We start from the raw sequence: 21,521 nt of genomic DNA, 5'->3' as shown, positions 1-21,521 counted from the left end.
CGCGTGGCCCTCGGCGAGCTCCCTGACTACCCCTGGGACCAGATGGCCCCGTACGCCGAGCGGGCCGGTCGGCACCCCGACGGCATCGTCGACCTCAGCATCGGGTCGCCCGTGGATCCGACCCCGACGCTCATCCGCGACGCCCTCGCCTGGGCGACCGACGCGCACGCGTACCCCACCACCGTGGGCACGCCCGAGCTGCGGCAGGCGATGGTCGAGTGGCACGCGCGTCGCCGGAACGCGACGCTCGGCACCGACCAGGTGCTGCCGACCATCGGGTCGAAGGAGATGGTGGCCTGGCTGCCGTTCATGCTGGGCCTCGGCGAGGGCGACGCGGTCGTGCGCCCGCGCGTCGCGTACCCGACCTACGAGATCGGCGCGGCCCTCGCGGGCGCCGAGTCGGTCCCCGCGGACGACCCCGCCGACTGGCCCGCGCACACGCGCCTCGTCTGGCTGAACTCGCCCGGCAACCCGGACGGCCGCGTCCTCGGCGTCGACGAGCTGCGCGCCGCCGTGGCCCGCGCCCGGGAGCTCGGCGCCGTGATCGCGAGCGACGAGTGCTACGCCGAGCTCGGCTGGGAGGGGGAGTGGGCCGACGGTCCGACGCCCTCGATCCTCGACGCGCGCGTCGTCGGCGACGACCACGCGGGCGTGCTCGCGCTCTACTCGCTGAGCAAGCAGTCGAACCTCGCCGGGTACCGGGCCGCGCTCGTCGCGGGCGACCGGGAGCTCATCGCCCGGCTGATCCGCGTGCGCAAGCACGCGGGGCTCCTCCCGCCCGCGCCGCTCCAGCACGCCATGACCGTGGCGCTCGGCGATGACTCCCACGTGCGCGCCCAGCGCGAGCTGTACCGCGCCCGCCGCGACGTGCTGCGCCCCGCGCTCGAGGACGCCGGCTGGCGCATCGACTCGAGCGAGGCCGGCCTCTACCTCTGGGCGACCCGCGGCCGGGACGCCTGGGAGGGGATCGCGGAGCTCGCCGACCTCGGGATCCTCGCGGGCCCCGGCCCGTTCTACGGCGACGCCTCTCCCGAGCACGTGCGCCTGTCGCTCACGGCGACGGACGAGCGGATCGCGCAGGCGGCGGCCCGGCTCCGCGCCGCCGGCGCAGCGCCCCGCTCCGCGTAGCACGTCCTCCAACGGATCCGGCCGGATGCTGGCGGAGGCGACAGTGTCCCTGTCAGCCCTTTAGGCTGTAGTCGGCTCGGAGTCCGACGCCGCGACGGCGCCATGGGCGCCCCGCGGCGCATCCCCCGGCCATCCACCCAGACTCGAGGAGGCGCCGTGACCGATGGCGGGCAGCAGGCGGACGACCGGCCGAAGGCGGACGAGCCCCAGGCGGACGAGCCCCAGGCGGAGCAGAAGCCCACGGCGACCCTGACGTACCCGGGCGGACGGGTGGAGTTCCCCATCCTCCCCGCGGTCGAGGGCGCGTCCAGCATCGACATCTCGGCGCTCACGAAGAAGACGGGCCTCACGACGCTCGACAACGGCTTCGTGAACACCGCGTCGACCCGCTCGGCCATCACCTACATCGACGGTGAGCAGGGGATCCTCCGCTACCGGGGCTACCCGATCGAGCAGCTCGCGCGCCAGTCGAGCTACCTCGAGGTGGCGTGGCTCCTCATCCACGGCGAGCTACCGACGAGCGACGAGCTCGCGCGGTTCGAGGACGACATCCGCCGCCACACGCTCCTGCACGAGGACTTCAAGGGCCTCTTCCGCGCGCTCCCGACCAACGCGCACCCCATGTCGGTGCTGTCCAGCGCGGTGTCCGCGCTCTCCACCTACTACGAGGACTCGCTGAGCGTCCACGACCCCGAGCAGGTCGAGATCTCGACGCTGCGCCTGCTGGCCAAGCTGCCGGTCATCGCGGCGTACGCGCACAAGAAGAGCCTCGGCCAGGCGTTCCTCTACCCGGACAACTCGCTGAGCTTCGTCGACAACTTCCTGCGCCTGAACTTCGGCAACAACGCCGAACGCTACGAGGTGGATCCCGTCGTCAGCCGCGCGCTCGAGCGCCTGCTGATCCTGCACGAGGACCACGAGCAGAACGCGTCGACGTCGACCGTGCGGCTCGTCGGATCCACCGAGGCGAACATGTTCTCCTCCGTCTCCGCGGGCATCGGCGCGCTCTTCGGGCCGCTGCACGGCGGCGCGAACGAGGCCGTGCTCTCGATGCTCGGCCGCATCCGCGACTCCGGTGAGGGCGTCGACCGCTACGTGGAGCGCGTGAAGAACAAGGAGGACGGTGTCCGCCTCATGGGCTTCGGGCACCGCGTCTACAAGAACTTCGACCCGCGCGCCCGCCTCGTGAAGGAGAGCGCCGACGAGGTGCTCGCGGCCCTCGGCATCCAGGACCCGCTGCTCGACATCGCCAAGGAGCTCGAGCAGGTCGCCCTCGCGGACGACTACTTCATCGAGCGGAAGCTCTACCCGAACGTGGACTTCTACACGGGCGTGATCTACAAGGCCATGGGCTTCCCGACGCGCATGTTCACGGCGCTGTTCACCATCGGGCGCCTGCCCGGCTGGATCGCTCACTGGCGCGAGATGAACGAGGACCAGGCCACCAAGATCGGCCGCCCGCAGCAGCTCTACATCGGCCAGCCCGCGCGCGACCTGCCGCCGCGCGACTAGCCCGGCCCGCACATCGTCGCTCCCGAAGAGGGGGCGTCAGGAGGCCGCTGATCCGTGTACCCGCGCGGATCAGCGACCTAGACTCGTCTCACAGCGAGAGATCCATCCGCCGCCCGCAAGAGCCCCTGCCGTCGGTCCCGACCCGAAGAGGGGGCCATGGCCAGACGCCTGCCGTCCGCCCCGCCGGTGCTGCCGGGGTTCACCTACGTGACGGTCCTCGGTTCCGGCGGCTTCGCCGACGTGTTCCTCTACGAGCAGGACATGCCGCGCCGCCAGGTCGCCGTGAAGGTGATGCTCGCGGAGATCGTGACCGAGCGCCTCCGCGCCATGTTCCGCGCCGAGGCCGACCTCATGGCGCAGCTGAGCGCGCACCCGTCGGTGCTCACCGTGCACCAGGCGTCCGTCGCCGCCGACGGCCGCCCGTACCTCGTCATGGAGCTGTGCTCGTCGAGCCTCAGCGACCGGTACCGGCGCGAGCCGCTCGGCGTCGCGGAGGTGCTGCGCGTGGGGATCCGCATCGCCAGCGCCGTGGAGACCGCCCACCGCGCGGGCGTGCTGCACCGCGACATCAAGCCCGCCAACATCCTGACGACCGCGTTCGGCCACCCCGTGCTCAGCGACTTCGGCATCGCCTCGACGCTCGAGGACGCCGCCGCGACCGACGCGGTGGGCCTCTCGATCCCGTGGTCGGCGCCCGAGGTGCTCGCCGACGAGAGCCCCGGCACCGTGCGGAGCGAGGTGTGGTCGCTCGCCGCGACCGTGTACTCGCTGCTCGCCGGGCGCAGCCCCTTCGAGCTGCCCGGCGGGCAGAACGCGCCCGCGGACCTCGTGGCGCGGATCCAGCGGGCGCGGCCCCTGCCGACGGGACGCGCCGACGTGCCCGAGCGGCTCGAGCTGGTGCTCCGCCGCGCGATGTCGCGGCAGCCGGACGCCCGGCCGGAGTCGGCGCTCGCCTTCGTGCGCGAGCTGCAGGCGGTGGAGGCGGAGCTCCGGTTGGCGCAGACGCCGCTCGAGGTCGCGAGCGAGGAGTGGGCGTCGGCCGTCGCGGCGGGCGTCGACGAGGAGGACGACCCGACGCGCGTGCGCGGCATCGCGCAGGTGGATCCGGGGACGACCGGGCCGGGCGGCGCGGCGGGCATCCGGCGCGCGCGGCGGAAGCCGGCGCCCGCGGTGGCGCGGCAGACGGGCGGCGCGGCGCGTCCCGGCGTCCCGGCGACCGCGTCCGAGCAGGTCCGGGCGGGATCCGCGTCCACCTCCCTCGGCCGGTCCGGTTCCGGGCCCGTCGGACTCTCCGCCCCGGTCCGGACCACCCTCCCCGGCCGGCGCGCGTTCCTCGCGCGGCACCGCGTGGCGTTCGCGGCGGCCGCGGCCGGCGCGATCGTCGCGAGCGTGGCCGTGGGCGTGCTCCTCGGCGGGTCGGGCGGCGGGAACGCGACGCGCGACATCCCGGTGGTGGGCGAGATCCAGGCCTCAGCCGCAGCCGACGGCGTGCTGTTCTCCTGGAGCGACCCCGGCCTCGGCGCCGGCGACGCGTACCAGGTGGTGCGCGACGGCGGGCTGCCGAGCACGCAGCGCGACACGACCTTCCGGGTGACGTCCGGCTCGGGCGGCACCGCGGGCGCCGGCACGGGCGACCGCGCCTGCATCCGCGTCACCGTCACGCGCGACGGCATCGCCGGGAAGACGTCGACGGAGAAGTGCGCGGAGCTCCCGCGATGATCCGCGAGTGGATCCGCCGCCACCGCCAGGCCGCTGCGACCGTCACCGGCGGGGCCGTCGTGCTCGCCCTCCTCACGGGCTTCGCGCTCGTCTCGGACGGCTACCAGGCGCAGCGCGTCGACCTCGACGACGGATCCGTGTGGGTCGTCAACTCCGCGCAGCAGGCGATCGGCCGCGCCAACACGGCCGTGCTCGAGCTCGACAGCGTCGTCGAGTCCCGCAGCGAGGACATCGACGTGCTGCAGGCCGGATCCACCGTGCTGCTCGCCGACCGCGGCAGCTCGCGGCTCGACGTGGTCGACGACGCGACGAGCGAGGTGGTCGACACCGCACCGCTGCCCGCGGGCGCCGAGGTCATGCTCGCGGGATCGCGCGCCGCGATCCTCGTGCCGGCGACGGGCCAGCTGTGGCTCGTGCCGGTCGCCGGCCTCTCCGCGTTCGACGCCGCGAGCGCGCCCACGCTCATCCTCGGGGCCGACGCCGTCGCGTCCATGGGTGACGACGGCACGCTGCTCGTGTACTCGGCCGCGACGGGGACGCTGTCGCGCATCCAGGCCGCGACCGAGGACACCGTGCGGGAGACGGTCGACGTCGGGCCCGTCGGCGCGCCCGTGGCCGCGGCGGCCGACGCCCCCGCCGATCCCGCGGCGGCCCTCGCGGGCGAGACCGTCCAGGCCGGGGATGCCGGCCGGCCCGCCGGCCAGCGCCTCGCGCTCACGTCCATCGACGGCCACTGGGCGCTGTACGACGCCGACGCGCGCGCCCTCCTCGTCGACGGGCGGACGGTCGACCTCGCCGGATCCGTGGCCGCGGACGCGCGCGTCGCCCTCCAGCGCGCGTCGTCGGACGGCAGCGGCGTCCTGGTCGCGCACTCGGGCGGGCTCGTCGAGGTGCCCGTCGCGGGCGGGGATCCGGTCGTCGTGACAGGCGACGTGCGCGGCGACCCCGCGCGTCCCGTCCGCGTGGCCGGCTGCGAGTTCGCGGGCTGGACCGATGGATCCGCGTGGCAGCGCTGCCTCGCGCCCGCGACCCTCGCGGGTGGGGGCGACGGCGACCAGGACGCCCGGCGCACGGCGGCGGGCGCCACGAGCGGCATCGGATCCATGCCGCAGCAGGCCGCCCTGCGCTTCGTGGTCGACGGATCGCGCGTGGTGCTCAACGACACCCGCGGCGGCGCCGCGTGGGCCGTGCAGGGCGACGCGGGACTCATCGACAACTGGGCCGACCTCATCGACCGCGACCGCTCCGACACGGTCGTCGAGCAGAACACCGCGGACACCCCGCCCGAGACCGACCGCGTGCAGCAGCCGCCCGTCGCGGTCGACGACGACCTCGGCGCGCGCCCCGGCCGCACCACCGCGCTGCCCGTTCTCCTCAACGACCACGACCCGAACGGCGACGTGCTCGTGATCGACTCCGTCACGCCCGTGGACGCGGCGGTCGGCGCGGTCGTCATCGTGGACGAGGGCCAGGGCCTCCAGCTCGCGCTCGCCGCGGGCGCGTCCGGCACCGTGCGGTTCTCCTACGTCGTGAGCGACGGGCGCGGCGGCACCGCGACGGCCGACGTGCGCGTCGCCGTGCGGGGGGCCGACGAGAACTCGCCGCCCGAGCAGTCGCGGCCCGCGACGGGCACGGTCGCGGAGGGCGACCGGCTGCAGACCGACGTGCTGGGCGGCTGGTACGACCCCGACGGGGATCCGATGTACCTCACGCGCGCGAGCGTCCCCGCGCCCGACGCCGTCAGCTGGAAGCCCGAGGGGCGCGTCGTCTACACGGACGCCGGGGCGGGCGGCGACACGCGGACCGTCGCGCTGCAGGTGTCCGACGGGCGCGAGGAGGGGGCGGGCGAGCTGGTCGTCACCGTGCGCCGCGCCGGGGACGTGCCGCTCGTGGCCGAGGCCTTCGTCGTGCAGGCGGCGATCGGGCGCGAGATCACGGTCGAGCCGCTGACGCACGCGCGCGGCGGGAGCGGCGCGATCCGGCTGGCGGCCGTGCCCGCGCGGGCCGGCGTGCAGATCACGCCCGACCTCGAGGCCGGCACCTTCCGCCTCCAGGGCGGCCAGGCGGGCACGCACCTGCTCGAGTACACGGTGACCGACGGGCGGACGACGGCCACGGGCGTCGTGCGCGTCGAGGTGCGCGGCGCGCCCGCGTCGGACGGCCGGCCCGTGACCGTGCCGCACACCGTGTTCGTGCGCGCGCTCCAGGCGCAGGACGTGGACGTGCTCCAGACCGACTTCGACCCCGCGGGCGGGGTGCTCGTGATCACCGACGCCGTCTCGCCCGGCGACGCCGTGGGCGTGCGCGCCGAGGTCGTCGGGCAGCGGCTCGTGCGGATCAGCCTCACCCGGCCGCTCGACGGTCCGGTGGACGTGGAGTACCGCGTGAGCAACGGCGTGGCCGAGGCGACCGGCGTGATCACCGTGATCGAGGTGCCCGAGCCGGCCGTGCGCCAGCCGCCCGTCGCGACCGACGACCGCGTGGCTGTGCGCGTGGGCGACGCGGTGGACATCCCCGTGCTCGCCAACGACCAGCAGCCCGACGGCGACCGGCTCCGCCTCGACCCCGTGCTCGTGGATCCGCTGCCCGACGGCGCCGGCCTCCTCTTCGCGAGCGAGGACCGCCTCCGCTACCTCGCGCCCGGCCGCACGGGCGACTACACCGCCGTCTACCGCGCCGTCGCGCCCGACGGGCAGTGGGCGACCGCGACGCTCACCGTCTCCGTGCGCGAGGCCGACGTCGCGACCAACGCCGAGCCCGTGCCGCGCCCGCTCACGGCGCGCGTGCTCGCGGGGGAGACCGTGCGGATCCCCGTGCCGCTCACCGGCATCGACCCCGACGGCGACTCGGTGCGGCTCCTCGGGCAGGACACCGGGCCCGAGAAGGGCCAGGTCGTCGAGGTGGGGCCGGACTGGATCGACTACCAGGCGGGCGACTACTCCACCGGCACCGACGCGTTCGCGTACGCCGTGGTCGACGGGCTGGGCGCGCGGGCGACCGGCACGATCCGCGTGGGCATCAGCCCGCGCGTCGAGGGCGCGAGGAACCCCGTCGCCACCGCCGACACCGTGACCGTGCGGCCGGGCCGCGTGCTCCGCGTGCAGGTGCTGGCCAACGACACGGATCCGGACGGCGGCGCGCTCTCGCTCGTCTCGGTGCAGCCGCAGGCGGAGGGCGTCGTCGCGGGGCTCGACGGCGACACCGTGCGCGTCGTCGCGCCCGAGGCCGCCGGCCGCTACGGCTTCGTGTACGGCGTGCGCAACGCGCGCGGCGGCAGCGACGAGGCGTTCCTCACCGTGATCGTGGATCCCGCCGCGCCGCCCACCCGCCCGGTCGCGCGCGACACGGTGCTCCAGCTCTCCGACGTGCTCGACCGCTCGTCCGTCGACGTCGACGTCATGCGCAACGTGTTCTCCGCGGAGGGCGACGCGTCGTCGCTCGTGCTCGCCGTCGGCGCCGGCTACGAGGACGTCGCGCGGGTGACGGACGACGGCCGGATCCGCGTCGAGGTCGGCGACGAGCGCCGCATCGTCCCGTTCACGGTGACGCAGCCCGACGACCCGACCATCTCCACGACGGCCTTCGTCTGGGTGCCCGGCTTCGAGGACACCCTGCCGCAGCTGCGCGTGGGCGAGCCGCGGCCGACCGTGCCGAGCGGCGAGCGGCTCGTGGTCGACCTCGACGAGCAGGTGGTCGCGGCGGGCGGCCGGGCCGTGCGCATCGCGGATCCGAACTCGCTGTCGGCGACGCACGCCGCCGGGCCCGTCGAGCTCGTGGACGAGGACACCATCGCGTACCAGAGCGAGCCCGGGTACTTCGGGCCGGCGGCGATCTCCTTCACCGTGACCGACGGGTCGGGCGCGGGCGGGCGCACGGCCGCGCTCGTGCTGCCGATCACCGTGACGCCCACCGAGAACCAGCCGCCCGTGTTCACGGGCGCGGTCATCGACCTCGAGCCCGGGCAGTCCAAGGACGTCGACCTCGGCCGCCTCACCACCTATCCGTACCAGGACGACCGCGGGCAGCTCGCCTTCGCGCTGGAGGGATCCGTCGCCGCCGGGTTCCGCGCGTCCGTCGACGGCGGCACGCTCCGCATCTCCGCCGACGAGGGCGTCGCGACGGGGCAGGCCGCGTCGTTCCCGGTGAGCGTCCGCGACGCCACGCAGACCGGGCGCGCGGGCCGCATCGACCTCCGCGTCGTGCCGTCGACGCGCCCGCTCGCGCAGCCCGCGACGGACGAGGGCACCGTGACCCGCGGATCCTCCACCACCGTCGACGTGCTCGCCAACGACCAGGCAGGCAACCCCTTCCCGGGCACGCCGCTCACGGTCGCGTCCATCCGCGGCGCCGACGGCGCGAGCCTCCCCGCGGGCGTGACCGTGACGCCGTCGGCTGACCGCGCGACGCTCTCCGTGAGCGCATCAGCCGACGCCGAGCCCGGCGACGTGCGCGTGCAGTACGAGGTGCGCGACGCCACGGGCGACGCCGGCCGGGCAGCGTTCGGCACCGTCGTGATCCACGTGCAGGACCGCCCGGGACCCGTCACGGCCCTGCGGGCCTCCGGCTTCGCGGACCGCTCGCTCACCGTCGCGTTCGAGCCGGGCGCATTCAACGGATCCGCCATCACGGGCTACCAGCTGCGCGTGCTCCGCGGCGGCACGGCGACCGCGACCGTCACCTGCCCGTCGACGACCTGCACCGTGCCGACCCCCGGCAACGGGCCCGCCAACTCGGTGCAGGTGGAGGTCTCCGCCGTGAACGGCGTGGGCACCTCCGACCCCGTCTCGATCGCGGGCCTCTGGTCGGACGTGCTCCCGCCCGCGCCCGCGGGCCTCGCCGTCGAGCCGCTCGTCGACGGGCTGCGCCTCTCGTGGCAGCCGTCGGCCGTGCCGTCGTCGTCGAGCCCCGTCACGCAGTACGTCGTGGGGGTGGGCGGCCTCACCCGGCAGGTCCCGGCCGACGCCACGAGCGTCGAGGTGCGGGATCCGTCGCTCGTCGCCGAGGTGCCCGTCGCCGTCTCGGTGGCCGCGCGCAACAGCGCGCAGGTGCAGGACGGGACCGCGTGGCTCACCGCCACCGCGACGGGCACGCCGCGCGGCGCCCCGACCGCCACCGGCGCGCCCACCGCGGTCGCCGACGCGACCGACGAGACGCGCGTGACCGTCTCGTGGCCGGCGTTCCAGGGCCAGGGAGTCGACGGGATCCGCTACCTCGTCGCCGCGTACGCCCCGGGATCCGCGCCCGGCTGCACGGTGCCCACCGAGGGCGTGTCGCCGTGGTCGGCCCAGCACGGTCCCGCGGTCGAGGTGGGCGGCGCGACCAGCCACGTCTTCACGGGCCTCGCCACCGACCAGCCCGTCGCGTTCGCCGTGCTCGCCGCCAACAGCCAGGGCTGCACGGTCGTCGAGGCCGGGCAGCTCACCCCGCGCACGGCGCCGTCCACGCCCGTCGTCCGCGTCGACCTGCCGAGCCCGGACCGGTCCGCCGACGGCGTCTTCCGCGCGGTCCTCGCCGACGCCCGCTACCGGCCCGGCAGCGCGTCCGCGTCCGCCCAGCTGCTGTACCGGGTCGACGGGCAGGGCGACGGCGTGCCGATCGGCGTCGGCCAGGCGCTCACGCTGCCGCGCACGGGCGTCGGCGCCTCGATCCAGGTGCGCGTCGTCGAGGACTCGGGCGACGGGCGACCGCGGTCGAGCGGCTGGTCGGATCCCGTCCCCGCCGGCACCGCCGTGGACGCGCGCGCGGGCGACGTGCGGTCCGCCACCGACGATGCGGGAGTCACGACGTTCTCGTGGACCTCGATGCCGCCGGCCGCCGGACGCGGCGCGCGCGTCTCGGACGCCGGCGGGTACGCGCGCAGCGAGTGGCGCTGCGGCGGCCAGGGCGCGTGGACCGACGCGTCGTCGGGCGCGGCCGGATCCTGCGCGGTCCCGGCCGGCGGCGAGCGGATCCTCGAGGTGCGCGTCACCGCGAACTCGGGCACCCTGTACACGTACGCCCACCGCGGATGACGGCCGAACCCGCGGCCCTCACGCCGGACGACGCGGCCGTACCCGAGAGGCACGCACCCATGACGATGACCGCCGACGAGGCCCGCGCCTTCCAGGACGAGTTCGCGCGGCTCGTGCGCAACGTGGAGCAGGTGCTCCTCGGCAAGTCGCACGTCGTGCGCCTCGCCTTCACGGCCATGGTCACGGGCGGGCACCTGCTGCTCGAGGACGTGCCCGGCACCGGCAAGACCTCGCTCGCGCGCGCCATGGCGCAGACCGTCGACGGCACGCACAGCCGCGTGCAGTTCACGCCCGACGTGCTGCCCGGCGACATCACGGGCGTCAGCGTCTACGACCAGCGCACGGGCGAGTTCGAGTTCCACCGCGGGCCGGTGTTCGCGAGCATCGTGCTGGCCGACGAGATCAACCGCGCGAGCCCGAAGACCCAGTCCGCGCTCCTCGAGGTGATGGAGGAGGGCCGCGTCACGGTCGACGGAACCCCGTACGACGTCGGCCACCCGTTCATGGTCATCGCGACCCAGAACCCGATCGAGCAGGCCGGCACCTACGCGCTGCCCGAGGCGCAGCTCGACCGGTTCCTGCTGCGCACCTCCATCGGGTACCCCGACCACGAGTCGATGCTGCGGATCCTGCAGGGCGCGTCCGTGAGCGCGCACGACGTGACGCTCGCGCCCGTCGCGTCGGCCGCCGCCGTGCGGGCGCTGCAGGAGCGCGCGGGGACCGTGCACGTGGATCCCGCGGTCGCCGACTACGTGGTGCGCCTGGTCGACGCGACCCGCACCGCGCCCGAGGTGCGGCTGGGCGCGAGCGTGCGCGGTGCCCTCGCGCTCGTGCGCGCGTCCCGCACCTGGGCCGCCGCGGACGGCCGGCACTACGTCGTGCCCGACGACGTGAAGGCCCTCGCCGAGCCCGTGCTCGCGCACCGCCTGCTGCTGGATCCCGAGGCCGAGTTCGACGGCGTGACGCCCACGAGCGTGCTGTCGCAGATCCTCATCGAGACCGCGCCGCCGCGCGACGGGCACGCCGGGGCGTCGGGCGGTCGGGCCGCCACGGGGTCGCACGTCGCGGGGCCCTCCGCTTCGGGCGCCTCCGCCGCCGGCGCGCGGTCGGGCGGATGAGCGCGGTCGGGATGCGCGGCGCGGCCGCCGCACCGGATCCCGCCGCCGTCGCGTCCCCGCTCGATCCCGCCGCCGCCCCGCGGCGCCACGCCCTCGCGCGCCTCGTCGCGGTCGTCACGCCGCTCGGCCGCGTCGTCGCGCTGGCCGCGGTCGTCACGGGCGCCGTCGGGTACGCGCTCGGCTGGCGCGAGCTGGTCGCGGTCGCCTGGACCGCCGCCGCCCTCTGGGTCATCGCGCTGCTGCACCTCGTCGGATCCTCCGGGGTCGAGGTGTCGCTGCGCCTGCCGCGCGACCGCGTGGTCGCGGGGGAGCGCGCGCCCGCGACCGTCGCCGTGCGGAACCCGCTGCGCCGCCGCGCGGTCGGCCTCACGGTGGAGGTGCCGGTCGGATCCGGTCTCGCCGAGGTCCACGTCCCCTCCCTCGCGCACGGCCACTCCCACGAGGACGTGTTCGTCGTGCCGACCTCGCGCCGCGGCGTGATCGCGCTCGGCCCCGCGCGCATCGTCCGCGGCGACCCGATCGGCCTGGTGCGCCGCGAGTCCGCCGAGGCCGCCGCGACCCGCCTGCTCGTGCACCCGCGCACGCTCGCGATGCCCAGCACGAGCACGGGCTTCGTCCGCGACCTCGAGGGCCGCGCCACGCGCGACCTCACCGACAGCGACGTGTCGTTCCAGTCGCTCCGCGAGTACGTGCCGGGCGACCCGGTGCGGCACATCCACTGGCGCTCGACCGCGAAGACCGGCGTGCACATGGTGCGGCGCTTCGAGGAGACCCGGCGGAGCCACATCATGGTGGCGCTGTCGCTGCACGCGGGCGACTACGGGGACGGCGCTGCCAGCCCGGTGGAGGACGCGACGGCGATCCCGGCGGGCGGCACCACGGTCGCGGCGGGGCATGCCGCGGGCGCGCTCGCCGGATCCAGCGCCGACGCCGAGTTCGAGCTGGCCGTGAGCGTCGTCGGATCCCTGGGCGCGCGCGCCATCGTCGACGCGCGGACCCTGCAGGTCGTCGCGAGCGCCGACAGGGCGGCGCGACGCGCGCGCCGCCCCCCGACCGCGCCCACGCTGCCCGGGCTCGCCCGCACCGTCGCGCGCCAGGGTCCGCCCGGATCCCGCTCCGCCCGCCTCCGCCGGCTCGCCACCGTCACGCGCGACCGCCTCCTCGACGACCTCGCCGAGATCGGCGCCTCCGACCGCGCGGCGTCGCTCGTCGAGCTCGCCCGCGCGGCCGCCGACGAGGTCGCGGGCGTGTCCGTCGTCTTCCTCGTCTGCGGCACGGGAGCGGCACCCGCCGCGATCCGCGCGGCCGCCGTCGGCTTCCCGCCCGGCGTGCAGGTGGTCGCGGTCGTCTGCGACCCCGAGGTCGAGCCCGGGCTCCGCCGCCTCGGCGACCTGTCGGTCCTCACGATCGGCTACCTCGAGGACCTGCGCGGCGCCCTGCAGCGGAGCGCGACGTGAGCGCGCGGGGTCCCGCCGGCGCCCGCGTCGCCCGCCGCGCGGCTCCCGGTCGCGCCGCCCGCCCCCGCGTCCCCGCCGGATCCCGCGACCCCGGCCGCACGCTCGTCCCGGCCGTCGCGATCGCACTGCTCACCGGCCTCGCCGCGGCCGCCCTCTGGCCCGTCTACCGCGACGCGTCGTTCGTGCGGATGGCGGGGATCACGCTGGTCGTCGGGACGCTCCTCGCGGTCGCGGGCGCCCGGTTCCGCTGGGGGAGCGCGGTGGTGGCGTCCGCGATCCTCGTGGCGTTCCTCGCGCTCGGCGTGCCGCTCGCGGTGCCCTCCGGCGCGGTCGACGGCTGGCTGCCCACGCTCGCTGGCCTCGGCGAGCTCGTCGAGGGCGCGTCCCTCGGCATCGTGCGGCTCCTGACCATCGCGCTCCCGGTCGGCGACTACCAGGCGCTCCTCGTGCCCGCGTTCGCGCTCGTGCTGCTGGGGTCCGTGATCGGCGTCTCCGTGGCCCTGCGCTCCCGGCGGCCCGAGCTCGCGGTGATCCCCTCCCTCGTGATCCTCGTCGTCGCCGCCGCCCTCGGCCCCGACCGCAGCCAGGGCCCGGACGCGCCCGATGCCGCTGGCCTCCTCGTCCCGGTCGCGCTGGCCTGGCTCGCGGCGGCCCTGCTGTGGATCGCGCGCTGCCGCTGGCGCCGACGCCACCGCGCGGTCCGGCGCCTCGGCCGGCAGGCGGGGATCCCCGTGGAGTCCGCGTCGGACCGACGCCGCTCGGGCGCCCGCGCCGGGGTCTCCGCGGTCGTCGTGCTCGCGGCCGCCCTGGCCGCGGGCGTCGCCGCCACGGGCGCGGCCCCGCCCGACGCGTCCCGGACCGGCCTCCGCTCCACGATCGAGCAGCCGTTCGATCCGCGCGAGCAGGTCAGCCCGCTCTCGTCCTTCCGCACCTACTGGAAGACGCCGACGGCCGACGAGACGCTGCTCACGGTCGCGGGCCTGCCCGTCGGCGGCCGGGTGCGACTCGCCGCCCTCGACACCTACGACGGCGTCGTCTACGGCACGGGCGGCGCGCGCGGCAGCGTCGACGCGTCGCGCACGGGGCAGGCCTCCGGCACCTTCGCGCGCGTGCCGTACCGGCTCGACCAGACGGGCGTCGCGGGCGACGACGTCACCCTCGACGTCGTCGTCGACGCCTACCGCGGCGTGTGGCTGCCGGGCGCGGGCCGCCTCGAGCGCATCGCCTTCGCGGGCGACGACGGCGGACGCCTCGCCGACTCCTTCTACTACGACGACGCGACCGCCACCGGCGCCGTGATCGGCGGGCTGACCGCCGGCGACGCGTACGAGATCGAGGCCGTGGTCGCGTCGACGCCGCCGCTGGAGGCGCTCGCCGACGAGCGCCCGGGCGACGCCGTGGCCCCGCGCCCCACGGGAGTGCCCGACGAGATCGCCGCGCGCGTGGAGGCGTCCACCGCCGCCCCCGACGGCGCGACCGCGGGCGGCGCGGACGCGGGCGTCGGCACCTCGGCGTCGCCCGGCGCGCAGCTCGTCGCCGCGATCTCGGCACTCCGCGCCGACGGCTACGTCAGCCACGGCGTCGGCGACGCGCCCTTCAGCCGGTCGGGCCACTCGGCCGAGCGGATCGCCGACCTCCTCACGACGCGCCCCATGCTGGGCGACGCGGAGCAGTACGCGGTCGCGGCCGCACTCATGGCCGACGACCTCGGCTTCCCCGTCCGCGTCGTGATGGGCTTCGCGCCCGGCGAGGCCGCCGTGCGGGACGCGCTCGGCGGGCCCGTGCGGATCCAGGGATCCGACGTCACCGCCTGGATCGAGGTCGACACCGCGTCCTCCGGCTGGGTGGCCGTCGATCCGAACCCGCCGGTCCGCGACGTGCCCGACGCGTTGCCCGACGAGCCCACCGAGGTCGCCCGCCCGCAGACCGTGCTGCCGCCGCCCGTCGAGGAGCAGGCCGAGCCCGAGGACCGCACGCCGCCGGACGCGAGCCGCGACGACCGGCCGGAGACGGATCCCGCGCTCCAGGCCGTGCTCGCCGCCGTGAGCGTGGCCGGCTGGTCGCTGCTCGGGCTGGGGCTCGCGGCGTCGCCGTCCCTCGCCGTCGTGGGCGCGAAGGTCGCGCGCCGACGGCGGAGGCGCCGGGCCGCGGTGGCCCGCGACCGGGTCGGCGGCGCGTGGGACGAGTTCCACGACGGCGCGCTCGACCGCGGCCTCGTGCCGCCCGTGCAGGCCACGCGGCGCGAGGTGGCGCGGCTCGTGGGCGTGGGCGGCGCGCGCGGGCTCGCCGACGTGGCCGACGAGTCGGCGTTCGCGCCGGGCGATGTGCCGGATCCGCTCGCCGACGCCTCCTGGCGCCGCGTCGACGAGCTCGCGGCGCGCATGGACGCGGGGCGGACCCGGCGGCAGCGGCTCCGCGCGATGGTGTCGCTGGCGTCGCTGCGGCGCGGGCGGGGCGCGGGCGGCGACGGCGACGGCCGCGCGCGGTTCGCGGGAGCGCGTGCCCGGCGGCGCCGCCCGCGCCCCTGACGCCTCCTCCCCAGGATCCCGTCGCGCGCGGCGTCCACGAGGTGCGGGCACCGCGCCGCCGGGGCACGACGACCGTGGTGTCCTCGCCCGGTGGACATCTCCCCGCCCCCGTCGCCCGCTCCCGCGCCGCCGCCCCCGTTCCCCGTGCTCGGCGTCGCGGCGCCCCTCGTCGTCAGCGTCGGCGTCTGGGCCGTCACGCGCTCGCCGTACGCGCTGCTGTTCGCGGCGCTCGGGCCCGTGGTCGCGATCGCGGGCGTCGCGGATCAGCGCATCTCCGGCCGGCGCTCCGCCCGCCGGGTCGAACGCGAGTCCCGCGCCGCGGTCGCGCGCCTGCACGCCGAGGTACGGGCGCGCGTCGCCGCCGCCCGCGTCGCCCTGCATTCCCGGGCGCCGTCCGCGCGCGAGATCCTCGACGGGAGCGCCAACCCCGCGCTCCTCTGGCGGGCGGATCCGGACGGCGACGGCCCGCTCCCGGTGGCGCTCGGCACGGGCGAGGTGCCGAGCGGCATGGTCTGGCGCGGCGATCCGGACGCGCGGGTGCCGGATGCCGACGCGCGGGACGGGCGCGGCATGCTCCTGCGTCGTCCGCTCCTGCGGTCCCTGCGGCGGCGCACCCGTCGCGTCTCCGCCGGTGCGCGATCGGCGTCCGGCGCCTCCCTCCACGATCCGGCACGGTGGGCGGATCTCGTCCGCTGGGTCCCCGACGCGCCCGTCCTCGTCTCCGCCACCGGCGGCCTCGGGCTGCGGGGCGCCCCCGCCCTGGTCGCGCCCGTGCTCCGGGGCGTCGTCGTCCAGCTCGTGCACGCCCTCCCGCCGGACGACCTGCGCATCGCGTCCCGCCCGGCCGGGCCCGAGTGGGACTGGCTCGAGCGGCTGCCGCACGCGGCCGACGGACTCCGCGAGGAGCGGGCCGGCGCCGACCGACCGGCCGCGGAGCGCATCGCGCCAAGGGAGCCGGGCGCGTGGGCGATCCGGCTCGCGCTCGGCGGGCGGGAGGTCGTGCTCGCCGCGGCGCCGCGGGTCGAGTCGCTCCCCGCCGCGTGCCGCACGGTGCTCGACGTCCGGAGCCCCGGCACGGCGCGGATCCTCGCGGCCGACCCGGCGCCTGCCGCCCCGGCCGCCCTCGGCCCCGGCGCCTCCGCGGATCCCGCCGCGCACGTCCTCCCGCCCGACGACGACGGCATCCCGGTGCCGCGACTCACCCGCACCGGCCTGGTGCGTCCCGACCTCGTGTCCCTCACGGAGGTGGAGCGCCTCGCGGACGAGCTGGCCGACCTCGCGCGGCGGCGCGGGCTCGCGGCGGCGCGGGCGCCCCTCCCGCCGCGCGTGCCGTTCGCCGACCTGCTGGCTGCCGACCTGCTGGCCGCCGAGCCGCCCTTCGCGGAGCCGCCGGCCGTCGACGAGCCGGCCGCGGGCGACCCGGCCCCGTCGGCTCCCGGGCTCGCGGCGGGCGACGGATCCGGCACCGAGCGGGACCGCCTGACGCGCCCCCGCCGTCCGCGCACGCTCGCGGCGGTCATCGGCGTCGGGCACGACGGTCCCGTGTCGGTGGACCTCGTCGCGGACGGCCCGCACGCGGTCGTCGCCGGCACCACGGGGAGCGGCAAGAGCGAGCTCCTCGTCACCTGGATGGCGGCGCTCGCGGCGGCGCATCCGCCCGAGGAGGTCACCGTTCTCCTCGTCGACTTCAAGGGCGGCGCGGCGTTCGACCCGCTGCTCGTCCTGCCGCACGCCGTCGGCCTGGTCACCGACCTCGACGGCCAGGGCGCGCGCCGCGCTCTCGAGAGCCTGCGCGCGGAGATCCGGCATCGCGAGCGCGTCCTCCGCGACGCCGGCGCACGCGACGTCGACGACCCCGCCGCGGCGGGCGTGCTGCCGCGCCTCGTCATCGTCGTCGACGAGCTGGCCGCCCTCCTCGCCGACCAGGACGGCCTGCACGAGGTCGTCGCCGACATCGCCGCCCGGGGCCGCTCGCTCGGCATGCACCTCGTGCTCTGCACCCAGCGTCCCGCCGGCGTCGTGCGCGACGCGGTGCTCGCCAACTGCGACCTCCGCCTCTCGCTCCGCGTCAACAACGAGGCGGACAGCCGGGCGCTCCTCGGCACCGTCGACGCGGCCCGCCTCGCCGACGCGCCCTCCGGTCGATGCCTCGTCGGGGCGCATGGCGCGCCGGCGCGCCCGTTCCAGGTGGCCGTCACGACGGCTGGCGACCTCGCCCGCGTCGCCGCCGCCCGCGCGACCCCCGTCCCCGTCCGGCGCCCGTGGCTGGATCCGCTGCCCGCGTCCATCCCGTTCGCCGACCTCGACGCGGTGCCGCCCCTCCCCAGGCGCGGATCCGCGGCCCTCGCATCCGGCGCGTCCCCCATGCCCTTCGCCCTCGTCGACCTGCCCGCGGAGCAGCGGCGCGCGACGGCCGTGTGGTGCCCGGCGACGGACGGCCACCTGCTCGTCGTCGGCGGCCCGGGATCCGGCCGCAGCACGTGCCTGCGCACCATCGCCGCGTCCGCCGCCGTGGCCGGCGCCGAGGTGATCCACGTGCCCGCGGACGCGGAGGGCTGCTGGGATGCGGTCGCCGGCGTCGTCGCCCGCATCCGCGACCCGCACGGGCCGCGCGATCCGCTCGTCGTGCTGGCCGACGACCTCGACGTCGCCGTCTCCCGCCTGGGACCCGAGCACCAGGCCGCCCTGCTCGAGGGGCTGACCGCCATCGTCCGCGAGGGGCCCCACGCCGGGGTGGCGCTCGCCGTCGCCTGCCGTCGGGCGGGCGGGTCGCTCCAGGGTGTGACGGCCGCCTCGGGACCGCCCGTGATCCTCCCGCTCCCGACCCGGCAGGAGCACGTCCTGGCGGGCGGCGAGAGCCGCCTCTTCGATGCCCGCCCGAAGCCCGGAGCGGGGGAGTGGCGCGGCGAGCGGATCCAGGTGGCCATTCCGCCCGAGGTCGAGAGCGCGTCCGTCCAGCATGCGGAGGGGTCCGGTGCGCGGGAGCCAGCGGACCCCGCGCCCCGCGTGTTCCTCTCGGGCGACGCCGTGCATGCGCTCGTGACGCCGTCGTCCGCCGCCGCGGTCGCGCGACTCCGCCAGCGGGGCGTCGACGCGGTCGAGGCCGCGCGGGTCCCGCCGGGCTGGTGCGCGGATCAGCCGTTCCCCGGTCCGGCCGCGGACGGGATCGGGATCTCGACGCGAGCCGCCGTCGGCCACGGCGTGCACGACGCTGGCGGCCGCGCAGCGCGTCCCCGGGTCGTGGTCGGGGATCCCGACGCCTGGCTGATGCGCGGCCCGCTCCTCGCGGACCTCCGTCGTGCCGGCGACGTCGTGCTGGAGGGCTGCACCCCGCGGGACGCGCGCACGCTGCTCCGCGTCCGCGCGGTGCCGCCGCCCCTCGCGCCGATCCCCGGGCGCGCCTGGCTCGTCACGCCCGACGGCGACGTGCGCCGCTGCTCGTGGCCGCCGGCGACGGCGGGGCCGCCCGATGGGCCGGTCTACGGGGAGGCACCCGCGGCACCGACGGTGCCGGCGGCACCCACGGCGCTCCCCGCCGACCCGCCGCGTCGCGCGCAGCCTGCCGGGATCAGCCGATGAGCGTCGGCGACACCCGGATCCCGCCCACCGGCACGCCGCCGCCGAGCACCTGGAGGTCGAGCTCGGGGCGCACGCGCTCCACGTCGTCCCGCGTGATCGCGCCCGCCTGGGCGAGCAGCTCGAGCGCCACGATGGTGGACGCCCGGAGGCTCCCGTCGAGCGTCTTCGAGGCCACCGTCGTGCCGTCGGGGGCTGTCATGATCATGATCCCCTCGGCCCCGCCCTTGGCGAAGAGGCCCAGCCGCTCGATCACGACGGTGTTCGCGCGGCCGGGCCCGTCGATCGCCCAGCCGTGGGCGCGCACGGCAGCGGTGAGGGCTGCCGCGTGCCGGTACAGCGCGAAAGGCGAGCCGGGCGCGGAGGTCGCGATGCGGTGGATCCCGCGCGCGAGCGCCGTCAGCGACATCGCGTGCACGGGCGCACCGCACCCGTCGATGCCCGTCGTGGCGATCCGCTCTCCCGTGAAGCGCTCGACCACGTCGCGGATCCGCACCTGCAGGGGGTGGTCCGGGTGCAGGTAGTCGTCGGTCGACCAGCCGTTCGTCACGCAGGCGAGCAGCATCGCGGCGTGCTTGCCGGAGCAGTTCATGTACACGGGGGAGGCGGGGATCCCTGCGCGCACGAGATCGTCGCGCGCGGCCCGGTCGAGCGGCCAGTCGGCGGGGCAGCGCAGCGCGGACTCGTCGAGCCCGGCCTTCGCGAGGATCCCCCGCACCACCTCCACGTGTCGCGCGGTCGCCGCGTGGCTCGCCGTGGCGAGCACGTGCTCCTCCTCGGTGAGCTCCGCGCCGCTCGCCAGCACCGCGAGGGCCTGGAACGGCTTCATGCTGGAGCGCGGGAACACGGGCGTCGTCGCGTCCCCGACCTCTCGCAGCACCTCGCCCTCGGGCGACAGCACGACGGCCGCGCCGATGTGGCGCGACTCCACGAAGCCGCTCCGCTCGAGCACCGCGAGCTCGACGGCGCCCTGGACGGGGATCGTCTCGACGGCCGCCGCCATCAGAGCGCCCGGAACGCGTCGGCGATCACGCCGAGCGCGTCGTCGAGCAGCTCCTCGGAGATCGCGAGGCTCGGCAGGAACCGGAGGACGTTGCCGTACGTCCCCGCGGTGAGGATGATCACGCCGTGCGCGTGGCAGTACGCCGCGATGGCCGCGACCGCGTCCGCGTTCGGCTCCTTCGTGGTGGATCCCGTGCCCGGCTGCACGAGCTCGATGGCGACCATCGCGCCGATGCCGCGCACGTCGCCGATGATGTCGTGCTCCTCCTGCAGGTCCGCGAGCGCGTGGTGCAGGTGGTCGCCGATGCGCGTGGCCTCGTCGAGCAGCCCGTGCGTCTCGATCGCCTCGAAGACGGCCACCGCGGCGGCCGCTGCGACCGGGTTGCCGCCGAACGTGCCGCCCAGGCCGCCGGGGAGCGCGGAGTCCATGATCTCGGCGCGTCCGGTCACGCCCGCGAGCGGCAGGCCGCCCGCGATGCCCTTGGCGGTGAGCACGAGGTCGGGCACGAGGCCGAGGTGCTCGCTCGCGAAGAAGCGGCCGGTGCGCGCGAGGCCCGACTGGATCTCGTCCGCGATGAACACGACGCCGTTCGCCGTGCACCACTCCTGGAGCGCGGGCAGGAAGCCGTCGGCCGGCACCATGAAGCCGCCCTCGCCCTGGATCGGCTCCGCGACGACGCACGCGAGGTCGGTCGCGCCGATCCGCTTCTCGAGGTACGAGATGGTGCGGGCCGCGGCCTCGGCGCCCGAGAGGCCGTCGTGATACGGGTACGAGCTCGGCGCGTGGTAGACGTCGCCGGCGAAGGGCCCGAAGCCGGTGCCGTAGGGCGAGGCCTTGTAGTTCATCGCCATCGTGAGGTTGGTGCGGCCGTGGTAGCCGTGGTCGAGCACAGCCACCGCGCGGCGACCCGTGTGCTTGCGCGCGATCTTCACGCCGTTCTCCACGGCCTCCGCGCCCGAGTTCACCAGCACCGTGCGCTTCTCGTGCGTGCCGGGCGTGTGCTCCGCGAGCAGCTCCGCCACGCGCACGTACTCCTCGTAGGGCGTCACGGTGAAGAGCGTGTGGATCACGTCGCCGAGCTGCGCGGTCGCCGCGTCCACGACCTCCTGGCGCGTGTGGCCGACCGTGGTCACGCCGATGCCGGCACCGAGGTCGATGAAGCGGTTGCCGTCCACGTCCTCCACGATCGCGCCGTGCGCGCGGGAGATGTAGACGGGGAGCAGGGAGGAGACGCCGGGCGGCACCACGCGCTTGCGGCGCTCGTGCAGCTCGCGCGAGAGCGGGCCGGGGATCTCCGTCACGATGTGTCGCTCCTGCGGCACCTGCGGGCGCGCGTCGCGGGCGGCCGCGGCGGGGGAGTCGGAGGCGGAGCCGGCAGGGATGCCGACGCGGGCGGAGTCCAGGGTGTCTGTCATGATCCGGCGAGTTTACCCGCGCGGGCAGCGGGATCCGGAAGGGCCGCGGCGCCG

General features: G+C 76.7%; 10 protein-coding genes. 8 read left to right on the top strand and 2 right to left on the bottom strand.

What is annotated here, in order from left to right; genetic code table 11:
- Nucleotides 1–3 precede the first annotated feature (3 nt).
- The 8 genes from dapC (at nt 4) to FGD68_RS13295 (ending at nt 19,052) form a co-directional block, all read left to right on the top strand.
- Nucleotides 4–1,128, top strand: coding sequence for a succinyldiaminopimelate transaminase (dapC, locus tag FGD68_RS13330; RefSeq protein WP_104237228.1), 1,125 nt, complete (start codon nt 4–6; stop codon nt 1,126–1,128).
- Nucleotides 1,129–1,284: 156 nt separating this feature from the next.
- Nucleotides 1,285–2,640, top strand: coding sequence for a citrate synthase (locus tag FGD68_RS13325; RefSeq protein WP_182480915.1), 1,356 nt, complete (start codon nt 1,285–1,287; stop codon nt 2,638–2,640).
- A gap of 156 nt (nt 2,641–2,796) precedes the next feature.
- A complete protein-coding gene (locus tag FGD68_RS13320) occupies nt 2,797–4,359 on the top strand; it encodes a serine/threonine-protein kinase (protein ID WP_237609556.1) in 1,563 nt (520 codons plus the stop codon).
- Nucleotides 4,338–10,370, top strand: a complete 6,033-nt coding sequence (locus FGD68_RS13315; RefSeq protein WP_237609555.1) for an Ig-like domain-containing protein — start codon at nt 4,338–4,340, stop codon at nt 10,368–10,370. The genes FGD68_RS13320 and FGD68_RS13315 overlap by 22 nt, the downstream gene beginning before the upstream one ends.
- A 59-nt stretch (nt 10,371–10,429) precedes the next feature.
- Nucleotides 10,430–11,488, top strand: a complete 1,059-nt coding sequence (locus FGD68_RS13310) for an AAA family ATPase (RefSeq protein ID WP_104237225.1) — start codon at nt 10,430–10,432, stop codon at nt 11,486–11,488.
- Nucleotides 11,485–12,945, top strand: a complete 1,461-nt coding sequence (locus tag FGD68_RS13305) for a DUF58 domain-containing protein (RefSeq protein ID WP_237609554.1) — start codon at nt 11,485–11,487, stop codon at nt 12,943–12,945. The genes FGD68_RS13310 and FGD68_RS13305 overlap by 4 nt, the downstream gene beginning before the upstream one ends.
- Nucleotides 12,942–15,473, top strand: a complete 2,532-nt coding sequence (locus FGD68_RS13300; protein WP_237609553.1) for a transglutaminase-like domain-containing protein — start codon at nt 12,942–12,944, stop codon at nt 15,471–15,473. The genes FGD68_RS13305 and FGD68_RS13300 overlap by 4 nt, the downstream gene beginning before the upstream one ends.
- A gap of 90 nt (nt 15,474–15,563) precedes the next feature.
- Entirely contained in the window at nt 15,564–19,052 is a 3,489-nt protein-coding gene (locus FGD68_RS13295) for an FtsK/SpoIIIE domain-containing protein (RefSeq protein ID WP_237609552.1), read from the top strand.
- Here FGD68_RS13295 and FGD68_RS13290 read toward each other — a convergent pair.
- Both FGD68_RS13290 and gabT read right to left on the bottom strand, forming a co-directional pair.
- Entirely contained in the window at nt 19,042–20,052 is a 1,011-nt protein-coding gene (locus tag FGD68_RS13290) for an asparaginase (RefSeq protein WP_119373189.1), read from the bottom strand. The genes FGD68_RS13295 and FGD68_RS13290 overlap by 11 nt on opposite strands.
- Nucleotides 20,052–21,467, bottom strand: a complete 1,416-nt coding sequence (gene gabT, locus FGD68_RS13285) for a 4-aminobutyrate--2-oxoglutarate transaminase (protein ID WP_119373188.1) — start codon at nt 21,465–21,467, stop codon at nt 20,052–20,054. The genes FGD68_RS13290 and gabT overlap by 1 nt, the downstream gene beginning before the upstream one ends.
- Nucleotides 21,468–21,521 lie beyond the last annotated feature (54 nt).

Source organism: Clavibacter californiensis (assembly GCF_021952865.1).
Classification (GTDB): Bacteria; Actinomycetota; Actinomycetes; order Actinomycetales; family Microbacteriaceae; genus Clavibacter; species Clavibacter californiensis.
Note: the sequence above shows the minus strand (reverse complement) of the source record. Positions and strands in the feature narration are given on the sequence as shown.